This window comes from Streptomyces sp. WM6372 (genome assembly GCF_001279655.1).
Classification (GTDB): Bacteria; Actinomycetota; Actinomycetes; order Streptomycetales; family Streptomycetaceae; genus Streptomyces.
This window is the reverse complement of record NZ_LGDB01000181.1, coordinates 13365-27183: the sequence shown is the minus strand read 5'-3', so window position 1 is coordinate 27183 and position 13819 is coordinate 13365. Positions and strand designations below refer to the sequence as shown.

Below are 13819 nucleotides of genomic sequence, written 5' to 3'. Positions count from 1 at the left end.
GACCGGCCCCTCATGCCTGGACGAAGTCGGCGTGGACGACGTCGGCGAGGTCCGCGGGCGAGGGGTAGGCGAAGACCAGGGCCACCGGGACCTCTGCCCCGAGTGCCTCCTCGAGCCGTGCGGTGATCCGGAAGGCGGTCAGCGAATCGCCGCCCCACTCGTAGAAGTCGCTCTGCTCGTCGAGGTCGGCGACACCCAGGGTCTCGCGGTAGACGGAGACGACCAGCTCGGTCAGGGCGGTGGCGGTCAGCAGCGCGGTCGGGTTCGCGGTCTCGTTCACGGTCATGGTCATGGGTTCTCCTCCAGGAGCGGACACGTCGTGTGGGTGGCGTGGGTGAAGCGGGCCGTGTGCGTGGTGCGGGTCGTGTCTGTGGCTCAGGTGGTGCAGTGGGTACGGGAAGGGGTGGCCGACGCGGCGGCCGCCATCAGCGCCGTCTTCGTGTTGCCGCCGGAGACGACGGCGACGGAGCGCCCGGCGCCGCGGTCCGCCCGGATCGCCCCGGCCAGCGCGACCGCTCCGGACGGCTCGGCCTCGAACCCGCGCCGGCGCAACAGCGCGGCCGCGGCGAGGATCTGCGCGTCGGAGACGGTGACCAGGTCGTCGACCCGGTCCCGGACGATCGGATAGGGCACCGCCCCCGGCTGCTGCCCGCGCAGCCCGTCGGCGACGGTGTCACCGGGCGCCAGCCGTACGGGGTGCCCCGCGGCCAGGGACCGGGCGTAGCGGGCGGAGCCGGCGGGCTCGACGCCCACCACCCGCACCGGGTGCCCGTACGCGGCGAGGCACACCCCGGCGAGCAGTCCGCCCCCGCCGGTCGGCACGTACACGGTCTCCGTGTCGGGTGCCTCGGCGAGGATCTCCAGGCCGACCGTGCCCTGCCCGGCGACCACCAGTTCGTGGTCGGAGGAGGGGATGAACACCGCGCCCGTCTCCTCGGCCAGCTCCCGCGCCCGGGCGTCGCGCTCGGCCACCCCGCCCGGTACCCGGACCGTACGCCCGCCGAGTGCCTTGATCACGGCGATCTTGGCGGGATGCGCCCCGCCGGCCAGTACCACGGTGACCTCGGCGCCGAGCGGGGCGGCCAGCCGGGCCAGCGCGATGCCGTGGTTCCCGGAGGAGCCGGTCACGATCCGGCGGGCGCCCAGCGCGAGGACGGCGTTGGCGGCCCCGCGCAGCTTGAACGACCCGCTGTACTGGAGGTGTTCGGCCTTCAGCAGCAGTCCCCGGCCGCTCCGGCGCAGCTCGGCCGCGGCCGGCCCCGCCAGCAGCGGGGTCCGCCGTACGTGGCCGGCGATCCGCGCCGCCGCTGCCTCCACGTCGGCCCGGCCGAGGAGCGGGACGCCCCAGGCGGTCGCGGGGGGCGAGCCGGTCGAGGTGGTTGCGGTGGGAGCGGGGGACGTGGCCGGTGTCGCCGGTGCGGCCGGCGCCCTGGGGGTCATGGGGGCGCGCGGTCCGGGCAGCGCGATGGACGTCCGGGGCGCGCGCGGCGCGCTCGGTGCGGTGGTCATGGCCGGCCTCCGGTCTGCGACAGGGCGCGGCGGTCTGCCTTCCCGCCGCGGGTGGTGGGCAGTTCGGCCAGCCGTGCGAACCGGCGCGGCATCAGGTGCGGGGGCAGCGTGGCGCCCAGGTGGGCGCGGAGCGCCGCGTCCTTCACGTCCGCCAGGTCCCCGGTGACGTGCGCGACCAGGAACACCCGCCCCTGCGCGTCGGTGTCGGGGGTGACGACCGCCCCCGTGACCCCGGGATGGGCCAGCAGCGCGCCCTCCACCTCCGCCGGGTCGACCCGGTAGCCGCGGATCTTGACCTGGCGGTCCCGGCGCCCCAGGTACTCCAGCCCGTCCGGGCCCCGGGTCGCGAGGTCGCCCGTCCGGTACATGCGCGCGCCGGGCGGCCCGAGCGGGTCCGGTACGAAGCACTCGGCCGTACGGGCGGGCCGCCCGCGGTAGCCCCGGGCCACCCCGGCCCCGCCGATGCAGACCTCCCCGACGGAGCCGTCCGGCACCGGCGACAGCCCGGCGTCCAGCAGCCGGACGACGACCCCGTCGATCGGCGTGCCCACGATGTCGGTCAGGACGTCCGGCTCGGCCGGCACGGCGTGGCGGGTCGAGGTCATCGTGCACTCGGTCGGCCCGTACTGGTTGACCAGCGCGCCCGGCACCAGGGCCCGGCCGCCGGCGGTCAGGAACGGCCGCAGCGACTCGCCGCTGGACACCACCACCCGTACCCCGGCCAGCAGCCGGTCCGCGTCCGGCTGCCCGGCCAGGAAGGACAGGAAGGACGGCGTCACGCTCAGCAGCGCGGTCACCGCGTGCTCCCGTACGGCGGCGCCGAACTCCTCGGGCCGCAGCAGCGCCGAACGCGGCACCACGACCAGCCGCCCGCCCGCCAGCAGCGGGGCGAAGGTGTCCCGCAGCGAGGCGTCGTAGCCCAGCGGGGCCACCTGGAGCGCCACCGTGTCAGGCCCGAGGCCGTAGTCGCGGGCGACGAAGCGCAAGTACGAGTCCAGCCCGGCGTGTTCCACCAGGACGGCGCTGGGCTCGCCGGTGCTCCCCGAGGTGTGGCTGACGTACGCGAGGGCCCGCCCGCCGAGCGGTCCGCCGGGCCCGGGGCCCTCCCCGGTCAGGCTGTCCGGGCGGTCGAGCAGTACGGGCGTCCCCGGGACCGGCAGGTCGAGCCCGCCGGCGAGGGCCGAGGAGGTCAGCAGCATGTCGGCGCCGCCGCTGCGGACCAGCGCCGCCAGCCGGGCCGGCGGCTGCTCGGGGTCGAGGCTCAGGAAGGCCGCCCCCGAGCGGACCACCGCGGCCGGTGCGACCACGGCGTCCACGCCGCGCTCCACGGCCACCGCGCACACCGTCTCGGGCCGGGCGCCCCGGGCCCGCAGCACCGCCGCCAGCGCGTCGACGCGGGCGATGAGCTCCCCGTACGTCACCTCGCCGGCCGGGGTGGTCACCGCGATCCGGCCGGGGTCGAGGGCGGCGTGCGCGGCGATGTCGTCGACGAAGGTCCGCATCACGCGCTCCCGTCCGCGGCGGGCTCCTCCGCGGGCCGCGAGACGTCGGTGACGGTCTGGTCGACGGCGACGAAGCGCAGCTCCGAGGTGAACGCGGCGCCCTGGTCGTCGGTCAGCCAGGCCTGCTCCGGCGTCGGCAGCATCTCGCTGACCTTCAGCTTGGCCCCGGGGTCCTTGCGGGCCAGCCGGCGCGCGGCCTTCGCCAGGATCGTCAGGTAGACCGGGCTGTCGAAGTCCACGTAGAACGGCCGCGGTTCGGCCGGCGAGACCACGAACACGAAGCGCGGCAGATCGTGTTCCTGCCTCCAGTGCCGGGCCCGCACGTACCGCTTGGCCTCGGACTTCTCCTCGGCGAAGGCGAGTTCGGACGCCGGGAAGGCCCACGTCTCGCGCGCCACCACCATCTTGTCGATGCTGATGCGCGGGGTGTGGTCGCCCTCCGGGCGCAGCGTGAACCGGTCCATGACGCGCTGCGTCAGGGTGTTCGCGTACACGTCGAGCAGGTCGAACGCGGCCCCGTCGGGCAGTACCGCCATCAGCAGGCCGTCCCGGTCCTCCACGCGCACGTCGGCGCACACGACGGTGCGCGGGCGGTGCGGGTCCCCGGTGTCGTCGACCAGCGAGACGTAGTAGTCCTGCGGCCGGTCCAGCGAAGGCCTGCTGCGCGTCGACCACTTGAGCGGCAGCTCCTTGGGCAGCATCGGCAGCAGCCGCGGCCCGGGGAAGTCGCGGGTGGTCTCCGCGATCAGCTCCTCGCGGTCGGGGTGCTGGTGGACGAAGAGGGAGGCGCCCATCGTGTTGAGCGCGCTGTGCATCTCGCCCAGCACCATCTCGAAGTCCCCGCGGGCGACGGCGTCCGCGCTGTCGGCGAGCAGCAGCACGTCCGGGCTGAAGTAGCGGGCCAGCGACCAGCCCGCGCCCGGCTCGTCGAACTCCTCGCGCACCCGCTCCGCGATGTCCGCCGAGGAGACCCGGACCCGGCGCGCCCCCTCGGGCACGGCCAGGATCCGCGCCCATTTCGCGCGCAGCTCGCCCTGGACGGCGTCGAGGTCGCAGCCCGCCTCCGGGTACGGGGAGGGCAGGCAGCCCAGCCACATCGCCCCCAGGTCCACCGGGCCGGCCGCGCGCAGCCGCTCGTACACCTCGCGGAGCCGGGGCCGGACCCGCTCGGAGAACCGGTTCGTCATCCAGCGCGCCGCAGTCAGGCACTGCGCGAGCGGGGTCAGTTCGTCCAGCAGGGCGGTGCCCAGGGTGGCCGTCGCCGCGCGCCGGGCGTCGGAGTACACGAGCCCCCGGCAGGGTGCGGTCCGCTCGCCCTTCGAGCGCTGGGCGTCGGTGGCGGTCAGCGCCGCGAAGTCCGCCTCCAGGGCGCCGATCGCCGAGGTCAGCGCCTCGGCGTCGAGGCCGGCCGCCTGGACGGCGTCCCGCCCGCGCTCCAGTACGGCCAGCTTGTCCAGGGCCGGCTCCCGCAGGGCCGGATCGCCGATCCGCTCCAGGACGGCCCGCAGCTCCCGCTCCGGGTAGGTGCCGGTCGGCACGTCGAGGCGCCAGTGCACCCACCGTTTGGCCACCAGCCACTGCACCGTCTCGGTCGCCTCCGCCACCGGGATCCCCAGCTCCCCGGCGATCGCGGCGGCCGGCCGGGTCCCGTCGCACAGGTCCAGTACGGCGCGGGCGGTCTCGCCGATGGGCTGCGGCGGCCGGCCCGGCAGGTGCACGGACAGGCCCTCGGCCCGTACGAAGGACACCCGGCGCGGCGGTATCCACGCCCGCAGCGCGGGGTCGGCGTTCAGCGACTTGGCGAGGGCGTCGATGGCCCAACTGGCGAAGTAGACCCGCGAGTCGGCGAGGAACCCGCCGGTCCCGGGGTCGACCTCGACCCCCTCCGTGGCGAGGTCCCAGCGCCCCCAGCCCACCGGCCCGAAGAACCCGATGGTGTCGTTCTTGACGCAGAACCGCTGCCAGTAGTGGGCGACGAGCTCCTCGCGCTGGCGGGGCATGCTGGTCCGGCTCGCGGCGGTCGGCGTCCAGTTCAGGAACGGGGCGATGCCGGTGCGCAGCACGGCCGGGTTCTGCCAGGCCACGGCGGCCCGGAAGCGCGGCGAGGCGGCGATGTCCTGGAGCAGTTCGGCGGTGCCGACGGCGCCGGTGTCGAAGGACCCGGTGAACGCCTCCCAGTCCGGGCCGGCGAGGGCCTCGCCCGGACCGAACTTGTCGGCGGCCAGGGCGAGTCCGGGCGGGGCCATGCGCAGGACCCCCTCGGCCGGGAAACCCGGACCCCGGAGTGCGAAGTGCTCCCACAACCGCCACCCGCCGGTGGGCAGGTGCACGGTCTCTGGGGTGTCCGACATGGCGGAGCTCCTTCCAGCCTGATGGGGTGACGTGGCCGGCGGCGCTGTACCTCTCGGTCGCCACCCTGGCTGCCCCGAACACTGCCGCCGCGCGCCCCGGCGCCACCAGGGAAGGAGCGGCAGCACCGACCGCCGGTCCTTCTGCGCGTTTGTCCCTATGGCGCCCCGCCCCGGCGCTGCACGCTGTGACCCATCACGGAACAGCCGAACAGCAAGGGGAGGGCCGGACCAATGACCGAGACCGACGAGAACGGCTACCGGGTCGTGCGCAACGACGAGGAGCAGTACTCCATCTGGCGTGCGGACCGGGAGCTCCCGGCGGGCTGGCAGGCCGAGGGCACGCAGGGCACCCGGCAGGAGTGCCTGGACCACATCGCCGCGGTGTGGACGGACATGCGCCCGCTGAGCCTGCGCCGCCGCATGGCGGCATCCTGAACGGGGGCACGAACGCCGGTCGGCGTGGCTGAGCCGCGGGGGAACGGAGCCCCGCCGACCGGTGCACTCCCCACGGGGCACACGGATCCCATCCGGCCCGGCCCCGGCCGCCCGTGGAGGTCACCGACCCGGCCGGCGCCGTGACCCGCACGGAGCGCGACGCCCTCGGCAGGCCGGTCCGCATCACCGATCCGGTGGGCGGCGTCACCCGCCTGGAAGGGGACGCCGACGGGCAGCTCGCCCGGCGCACCGGCCCCGACGGCGCCACCGAGACGTGGACGTACTAGGGCGAGGGCGACCTGCTCGCCCGCACGGACGCGTCCGGCGGGACCATCGCGTTCGAACGCGACCAGCTCGGCCAGGCGATCGTCAAGGACGTCGACGGCCGGCTGACGCACTACGCCTACGACCGGGCCGGACGCCTGCCGGAGGCGGCCGGACCGGACGGGGAACTGCGCTACCAGTACGACCGCCGCGGACGCACCAAGACCGAACTGGTCGACGGCCGGCCCATCAGCTACGCCTACGACGCCGTGGGCCGCCGTACGCGCCGCACCACACCCACCGGACACGTCACCTCCTACGCCTACGGCGCCGACGGCCGTCTGACATCCGTCGCGGACCGGCTGGCGGGCACCCGCACCTTCGACCTCGACCCGGCGGGTCGGGTCACCGCCGTGCACGCCCAGGGCTGGACGGAGCGGTACGCGTACGACGACGCGGGCAACCAGACCTCGGGGACCTGGCTGGACCAGCACCCGGGCGGCGAGGCCACCGGCCCGCGCACGTACACGGGAACCAGCCTCACGCGCGCCGGAGCAGTCCGCTTCGAGTACGACGCCCTCGGCCGCGTCACCCTGCGGAGGAGGTCCGGTTCACCTGGGACGGCCTGACCCTGTGCGAACGGACCAGCCACCAGCCGGACCAGCCGAACACGGTCGCCCTCACCTGGGACCACCGCGGAGTCGCCCCCTGGCCCAGACCGAGCGCATCCTGACGGCCGACGACCGGCAGGAAGAGATCGACCGGCGGTACTTCGCCATCGCCACGGACCTCATCGGCACCCCCACCGAACTGATCGACGAGAGGCAATCCCACGGACCCCCACCCGCCGATTACCCACGAACAGGTTGTGGAGGGCAGGATTCCCACCAAGGAAGGCTGCATGGCTCCAGGAGTCCAGATCAGATGAGGCAGCAGACACCATGAATCTGGCATTCGACGGAGGCTGGCGCGCAAGCGTGACAGGCGAGCCGCTGCAGATCACCCCCCGCTTCACGGGTGACCATCTGCGCATTGTGCAATATGCGAATCCGAAGGAGTCGGAGCGGTTCGTCCTGGACACCTTCGGCAGCCAGCACTTCTTGTGGGATTTCCCTGACGTCTTCCGGTTCGACATGGACAGCCGGCGGCTGGTCGGGGCCGAGTTCCAGATGCCGTGCACGTCCCCCAACTGCGAGAGCACCGACCGCGTTCCCGTCCTGCCGGCCCTACGTCCCGGCGGGCTGCGCGCCGACGAGGTCCAAGACTTCCGGCACGAAATGTGCCCGGTGCTGTGCCGCGTTCCCGGGGACACCGTGCTGGCCTGCCTGCACGGTCTCGATGTCCTGGACGAGCCGGTGGAGGCCCGCATCGGCATCGCCCCCGACGTGGCGCTCCTGGTCCAGCACGGCGTCGTTGTCGGATGGAGCCTCACAAATCCGGCGCAGTACCTGACCACCGCATACGCCGACCCCGACCCCGCCCCTCCGTCCCCCGCCACCCGTCGGCTGCTCACCGAGTGCCTGGATCTGGTCACCGATCCGCTGATCTACGACGTGGAGGACCGGGAGCCGGTCGCCCTGGCCCGGCTGCGGGCCGCCGACGAGGCCCTGCGCGATCAGTGCGAGGACCGTCACCGCGCTGACGCCCTGCGCGAGCTGATCGCCAACATCGCGAACATCTACGGGAACTGGTGACCGGTATCTTGGAGGGCGCGATTCCCGCGAAGCGCGGCTTCACGGCTCCGGGCATACAGAACCGAAGAGGCGGTATTCACCGTGACACTCACCATCGACGGCGACTGGACCGCGACGGTGTCGGGCGGCGAACCCCTCTCCACCGCGCCCGGCTTCGACTTCCGGGACTTCCGTGTGCGCATCGTTCCGTACGCGGATGTGGACGAACGAGGGCGGTTCCTCATGGGCACTTTCGGCAGTGCGGCGTGGCTGTGGGACACCCCCGACGAGCTCCGGTTCGATCCTGTCGGCCGCGAACTGGTCGGGGCCGAATTCCAGATCGTCGGTGAGGCCGCAGATGCCGAGGACGCCGCCCGCGTTCCCGCCACACCCCTCGCCCGGCCGGGCGGTCTCCGCGCGGACGAGGCCCGGGACTTCCGCCTTGAGGTCACCACGGAGCTCTGCCGTGCCCCCGGGGACACCGTGCTGACCTGCCTGCGCGATCTCGACGTACTCGACGAGCCGCTGGAGGCCCGCATCGGGATCGCACCCGACGTGGCGCTGCTCGTGCAGCACGGCACCGTCGTCGGATGGAGCCTCGCGGATCCCGTGCGCTACCTGACCAGCGGCTTCGCCGCCCCGGACCCGGCTCCTCCCGCCCCGGCCACCCGCCTGCTGTTCACCCGATGCCTGGATCTGGTCACCACGCCGCTGTTGGACGAGGTGAGAGACCGGAACCCGGCCGCGGTGGCCACCCTCCGGGCGCTCGACCAGGACCTGCGGAACCAGCGCGAGGACCGTTGCCGAGCCGATGCCCTGCTCGCGCTCATCGGGGAACTGGTCGAGGACTACGGATGAGCACGGATCCGGCATGCGATGGCGGCTCGCGCGCGACTGCCGACGGCCCTGATCGGGGGCAATCGGGGGACAGGCGCGGCGCGTTTCCGTAGGGTGGCGGGGACATGGGGGAGGGGCACGTGGGGGGACGGCAGTTACCGGCGCTCGCGCAGTACCGGACCGATGCGGTGACGCGGCACCTGTGCGCGGGCGCGCACCTGGACGAGGGCTTCGCCCGGTACGTGGACCTGGAGCTCACCGAGGACCGGCTGCGCGCCACCGGCCTCTCCCTCGGCATCGACCTGGTGGCACTGGCCCGGCACGGGCGCGCCGCGGTCCGGCGGATCGACGTACGGGACCGGCGGCTGGCCTGGATCTGCGGGGTCGGGGTGTGGGCTGCCGTGCCCGTGCTGTTGTACGCGCTGGTCAGCGGGCTCGGGGGGCTTGCCCGCGCGGCCGCCGGGCTCGTCGTTCTCGCGTACGCGAGCGCCTGGTGGCTGGTCCACCAGGCCGAGAGCCGGGCCCGTACCGCCGCGCTCACGGTGGAGCACGGCGCGGAGCGCCCCGCCGGCCTGGCCCCGGCCATCGAACCCGACGTCGAGAGAAGGCTGTTGGAGCACAAGCGGGCCAACGTGGTCCCGTACACCGCGAGTGCCGAGCGCACCAACCCCTTCGTCGGCAGCGGATCCAGGCTCAAGGAGATGGTCTGGCAGCCCATCGACGTCAGCCGGCCGGCCGACGACCCCGCCGGCAACGGCGCCAAACTGCCCATCAAGCCCTTCGACGCGGTCGACCTGCACACCTACGTGGCCCGCGAGATGGAGCACATCGCCGGACTCAAGGGCCTCCAGGTCCGCAACCGGCTCTACGTCATCGGCAATCACGTGCCGTACGTGGGTGCGGAACTGCTGCCGGACCCGCTGAAACGGCCGCTCGCCCAGATCCCCAAGCAGCTCGTCCAGGCGGGCCTGATGCAGTCCGGCGCCGGCATGCGCACCTACCTCAGCCTGGTCCGGGCCGGTGAGGGCGGCCGTGCCATCGTCTCCATGCACCTGCGGGCCCGCCTCCACCACCCCAGCCTCACCTGGGAGGTGTCGGCGTACGGCATCCCCCCGCTCCAGGCGCGGTTCGACAAGGTGAACCGGCTGCCGGTGGACGGGTTCGAGCGCTGGTGGGACCTGGTCGTCCACACCACCCGCGCCGCCGGGCCCGCGCTGCTGGGGGCCGCCTCACGGATCACCCGCCGCTCCTCGGCCCGTCGCCGGCGCGCCCGCGACCTGGAGAAGACGCGGCGGGAGATCGACAAGCGGCACGTGCTGTACGACTACGGTGCCGTGGACAGCATCCGCGAACGGGTCGCGGACTGGGACCAGTTGGGCTACACCGAGCGCACCGACTCCCAGGACTTCCTCCAGCGCCTCCAGCAGGGCGTGCTGATAGCGACCGAGCGGTTCCTGAAGGACCACAACGTCGACACCAGCTCCTACGACCAGGCGCAGCAGGTCATCAACACCCACACCTACACCTTCCAGGGCAGTGTGCAGGCCGGTGTCATCGGCGACAACGGCACCGTCAACCACCACGGCGGGCCGGGCGCCGCGCCCGCCGGACCCCAGGGCGGCCAGGGCCGCGGCGCGCCCTGATCCCACGACCAGCGGAACCAGGAGAGCGCATGGGCACCTTCAACTTCAACGGGGACGTCAACGCCGGCGTCATCGGCGACAACGCCACCGTCAACATCGGGCAACAGGACACCGCCGCCCAGACCCTGCGGCTGGCCGCCGAACTCGCCCAGTGGCTCCGCGACCAGGGCGCGGCCCCGACCCGCATCGAGGCGGCGGACGTCCTGCACGGCGAGCTGGACCGGGCCGCGCAGGAGCGCCGCCCCGCCGAGCCGGGGGTGATCCGCCGCTCCCTGGAGACCATCACCCTCGGTCTCGGAGTGGGCAGCGGCGGCCTCGCCCTCGCCCAGGAGATCAGCCGTCTCCTGGGCAACTGACGCCCCCGGACCGTCACTTCGTCCGTACGACGGCCCGCGCGCCGCCGAAGTCCAGCTCCAGGCCCGAGCGCAGCGGAACGGTCTGGCCGGGATCGATCCGCTGGGTGGAGCCGTCGGCGCGGGTACCCGTCCACGTCGAGGCCGACCGGTTCGCCAGTCCGAACCGGCCCGGCTTCTGCGGGTGCTCGGTCAGCTGCGCCACCAGCGTTCCGTCGCCGTAGTCGTGCCGGGCCGGCTCCGGGGCCAGGTGGTGCGCCTGCACCCGCGAGGAGCGGTGCAGCAGGATGTGGTGCTCGGTGCGCGGCGGGGGCGTGGTCAGCACCAGCCGCGGCGGCAGCACCAGCGTGCTCCCGCAGCCCCAGCAGGTGCCCGGATCGGCGGACCGGGGCTCGGTCATGTTCTGCCGCCCGCACTGCGCGCACTCCACGACCGCGTCCAGCACCGCCCGCAGCGTGTCCCGCCACTGCGACTCCCGTACCCGTGTCGTCGGATCGTGCAGGCCCGCGGTGAAGTTCTTGGTGAACAGCTCCCGCAGGGAGTCCGGAGCCGCCGCCCACGTGGCCAGTACGGTCGTCTGCTCGGTCGGGTCGGGGGCGTTGGAGCGGTCCTGCGGGTCGAAGACGAACAGGGGCTGCTTCCCGTACAGCTTGCGCTCCGCCGCCTCGTCGAGGCAGTGGATCGCCAACTCGCGCCGCCCCTTGAGCGGGTGATGGTTCATCAGCAGCATGAACAGCAGCACCGACAGGGAGTGCAAATCGCTCTGCGTGCCGGGGGCGACCCCCGGGTCGCCGCGCACCAGCTCGGGCGCCATGAACTCCATGGTCCCCGAGATGCCGGTGCTGTCGCCCTCCACCACCGCGTTGTCGTTGTCGCAGACGAGCACGTCGCCGGTGGCCGGGTCGAAGAAGATGTTGCCCCAGGAGATGTCCCGGTACGCGATCCCGCGCGAGTGGAGGGCCTGGTACGCCTCGACCGTGTAGAGGCAGGCCTTCAGCAGGGCCCGCGTCGAGGTGCGCAGCTGCCGCCGGAACAGCAGGGGCAGGCCCTTGAACCGGTCCGGGCGGATGTCCATCAGGTACCCGAACCCGCCGCGCCCGTCGGCCACGAAGTCCAGGGGCCACAGGAAGCGGTCGTCGTCGAAGCCGCGGCCCACCAGCTGGCGGACGATGTCCTCCTGCGCGGGGGTAGCGCAGGCCGGGTAGTACCACTTGAGCGCCTGGTACCCGGCGGGGGTCCGCACCCGGTAGACCTCCCCCTGCCCGCCGGCCCCGAGCAGGTCGAACACCTCCACGCCCAGACCGCTGTCGGTCGTCAGCAGGGTCCCGCTGTCGAGCATGCCGCTCATTCGTCTCTCCCGTGAGGGTCGGTCGGTGGTGCCGGATCGGCCGGTGGTGCCGGGGCGGTGGTCGGGGGCCCGGCGGGGTCCGGGGCGGTGGGCACTCCCGGGTCCGCGGCAGAAGCCGTTTCCGGGGCCGTCTCCGGGGCCGGCTCCGACGCCGGCTCGGGGGCCGCCTCCGGGGCCGCCTCCATGGCCGCCGCCGGTTCAGGAGCCGGCGGGGTGCCCCGGTGCCAGGCGGCCACCAGGGTGGTGTCGTCGCCCGAGTGCTGGGAGGCCCTGGCCAGCCACTGCGGGAGGACGGCCCGTACGGTGTCCGCGCCCTCCGCCGACAGCCGGTCGTCCAGCCCGGCCATGAACTGCAGGAACCCCCGGTCCGAGGCGAAGCTCTTCGACAGCCCGTCGGTGGAGAGCGCGACCAGCCGGGGCGCCCGCGAGGGGGCCGTCACCGGCGCCCAGTGCGTCCGTACGCGCAGCCACGCCTCCGGCGTGCACAGCGACTCCGTCTCGTCCCCCAGGTCCGCCTCGGCCGGCGCCAGCGGTACGGTCACCCGCCCGACGTCGTCCACCACCGTCAGCTCGCCGTCGCCGAGCTGCCAGGCCGCGAACACCCGGGGGGTGAGCACCGCCCCGACGAGCGTGCTCCCGTACAGCAGTACCTTGCGCTCCTCGGACAGGCCCGGCTCCTCGTGGGAGCTGGTCCGCGCCCAGTTGCCGAGCACCTTCTCCCGCCAGGCACTGACCAGTTGGCGGGGGAAGGCGTGCTCGGCGTAGTGCATCAGCCAGGCCAGGCTCGGCGGCCGCTCGTCGCCGCGCGGCTGGGCGAGCGCCCCGAACCGCCGGGCCTCCTCGACGAAGAGGTCCACGGCGAAGCGGGAGCCCAGATGGCTGCGGGCGTGCGCCGCCGAGCCGTGGCCGTCGGCCACCGCCATGATCAGCGGCTCCTCGGCCGTGCCGCGCCCCTGGACCTCGCAGTAGTCCTGGTTGCGGGTCTTGTTGACGCCCTGGACGCTCTGCAGGAGCGTGGCCCACAGCGGCACGGGCGGCCGTACGGGTGGTGGTTCCGGTGACACGGTCCCGCTCACCACACGTCGTCATCGTCGTCGTCGAGCACCGGCGGGGCGTACGGCGCCTGCTTGGCGAGGGGGTCCGCCGCGCCCGCCACCATCTGCGAGGCCGCCTTGACCGCCGCCGTCGAGGCCCAGCGGATCGCCGCCGCCAGCTGCTTGGGGCTGTTCGCGTCCAGCGGCTGGAGCTCCGGATTGCCGAGGAACTCCTGGAGCACGGTGCGGTCGGCGTCCGCGCCGATCGCGATGGCCACCCGTACGGCCTTGCGGCCCCACGGGGTGGCGTCGACCGCCCGCAGCCCCGCCTTCCAGTCGTCCGTCGGCACCCCGTCGGAGACCAGCGCCAGCACCGGCTTCAGCGCCCGCTGCGGCATCGGCGGGGTGTCCAGCTCCCGGGCCACCATCTGGAGCGCCTCGCCCAGGTTGGTCATGCCGTCCACCTGGACGTCCTGCCAGGTGAAGTTCTCCACCGGCACCGGATCCTGGTGGTGCCACCGGGCCGTGGTGGAGAACGTCATCGTGCGCAGCAGCAGTTGGGCCGCCGGATTGTCCTGCGCCACCGAGCGCATCTCCGGAACGGCTTCTCTGATCGCGTAGTTGAGCTGGCCGATCTTCTCGCCCTGCATCGAGTACGAGCAGTCGAGCAGCCAGATGAAGTGGACGGGCCGGTTCGCCATCGGCCCACCGGGGATGTCACTCACCGCTAATCTCCTTCAACTCCCAAGCCATTGCGGTACGTACCGCACGAGCGCCGCCACCCCGGCGGCCGCCGTCATCACGACCGCCGCCACGAACAGGATCAGCATCAGCAGCCGCCCCCGTGCGATCTGCGGTGTCACCATGGGC

At 73.6% G+C, this 13819-nt stretch carries 13 protein-coding genes and 1 pseudogene; 6 read left to right on the top strand and 8 right to left on the bottom strand.

The window, feature by feature from the left end; all coding sequences use genetic code 11:
- Positions 1–10: 10 nt before the first annotated feature.
- The 4 genes from ADK52_RS17050 to ADK52_RS17035 form a co-directional block, all read right to left on the bottom strand.
- Positions 11–292 carry an acyl carrier protein gene (locus ADK52_RS17050; RefSeq protein ID WP_234343900.1) on the bottom strand — a complete coding sequence of 94 codons (282 nt, stop codon included), beginning with the start codon at positions 290–292 and terminating at the stop codon, positions 11–13.
- Positions 293–375: 83 nt separating this feature from the next.
- Positions 376–1509, bottom strand: coding sequence for a threonine ammonia-lyase (locus ADK52_RS17045; protein WP_234343898.1), 1134 nt, complete (start codon positions 1507–1509; stop codon positions 376–378).
- Positions 1506–3011, bottom strand: coding sequence for an amino acid adenylation domain-containing protein (locus tag ADK52_RS17040; RefSeq protein WP_053690669.1), 1506 nt, complete (start codon positions 3009–3011; stop codon positions 1506–1508). Before ADK52_RS17040 ends, ADK52_RS17045 begins: the two co-directional genes overlap by 4 nt.
- Positions 3011–5362 carry a lantibiotic dehydratase gene (locus ADK52_RS17035; RefSeq protein WP_053690668.1) on the bottom strand — a complete coding sequence of 784 codons (2352 nt, stop codon included), beginning with the start codon at positions 5360–5362 and terminating at the stop codon, positions 3011–3013. The genes ADK52_RS17040 and ADK52_RS17035 overlap by 1 nt, the downstream gene beginning before the upstream one ends.
- A gap of 231 nt (positions 5363–5593) precedes the next feature.
- On the opposite strand from ADK52_RS17035, the gene ADK52_RS17030 reads away from it, so the two are divergent.
- The 6 genes and pseudogenes from ADK52_RS17030 (at position 5594) to ADK52_RS17005 (ending at position 10570) form a co-directional block, all read left to right on the top strand.
- On the top strand, positions 5594–5797 hold the full coding sequence (locus ADK52_RS17030) for an MbtH family protein (protein WP_053690667.1): 204 nt from the start codon (positions 5594–5596) through the stop codon (positions 5795–5797).
- A 110-nt stretch (positions 5798–5907) separates the two neighbouring features.
- Positions 5908–6883: pseudogene (locus ADK52_RS40125) on the top strand (type IV secretion protein Rhs); the annotation flags it as partial.
- A gap of 155 nt (positions 6884–7038) precedes the next feature.
- Positions 7039–7755, top strand: coding sequence for a hypothetical protein (locus tag ADK52_RS17020; protein WP_234343896.1), 717 nt, complete (start codon positions 7039–7041; stop codon positions 7753–7755).
- A gap of 81 nt (positions 7756–7836) precedes the next feature.
- On the top strand, positions 7837–8592 hold the full coding sequence (locus ADK52_RS17015) for a hypothetical protein (protein ID WP_063783863.1): 756 nt from the start codon (positions 7837–7839) through the stop codon (positions 8590–8592).
- A gap of 119 nt (positions 8593–8711) precedes the next feature.
- Entirely contained in the window at positions 8712–10214 is a 1503-nt protein-coding gene (locus ADK52_RS17010) for a hypothetical protein (protein WP_159045962.1), read from the top strand.
- Between the two features lie 29 nt (positions 10215–10243).
- Positions 10244–10570, top strand: coding sequence for a hypothetical protein (locus tag ADK52_RS17005; protein WP_053690663.1), 327 nt, complete (start codon positions 10244–10246; stop codon positions 10568–10570).
- Between the two features lie 13 nt (positions 10571–10583).
- On the opposite strand, the gene ADK52_RS17000 is transcribed toward ADK52_RS17005, so the two are convergent.
- Genes ADK52_RS17000 through ADK52_RS44485 form a run of 4 tightly spaced genes read right to left on the bottom strand, consistent with a single transcriptional unit; the run spans position 10584 to position 13815 of the window.
- Complete coding sequence (locus tag ADK52_RS17000) at positions 10584–11915, bottom strand: protein kinase domain-containing protein (RefSeq protein ID WP_053690662.1); 1332 nt, start codon at positions 11913–11915, stop codon at positions 10584–10586.
- Entirely contained in the window at positions 11912–12991 is a 1080-nt protein-coding gene (locus tag ADK52_RS16995; RefSeq protein WP_234343893.1) for a protein phosphatase 2C domain-containing protein, read from the bottom strand. Before ADK52_RS16995 ends, ADK52_RS17000 begins: the two co-directional genes overlap by 4 nt.
- Positions 12988–13650, bottom strand: coding sequence for a vWA domain-containing protein (locus ADK52_RS16990; protein ID WP_053690661.1), 663 nt, complete (start codon positions 13648–13650; stop codon positions 12988–12990). The genes ADK52_RS16995 and ADK52_RS16990 overlap by 4 nt, the downstream gene beginning before the upstream one ends.
- A gap of 36 nt (positions 13651–13686) precedes the next feature.
- Positions 13687–13815 (bottom strand): hypothetical protein, encoded by a 129-nt coding sequence (locus ADK52_RS44485; protein WP_267880912.1) that lies wholly within the window; start codon positions 13813–13815, stop codon positions 13687–13689.
- Positions 13816–13819 lie beyond the last annotated feature (4 nt).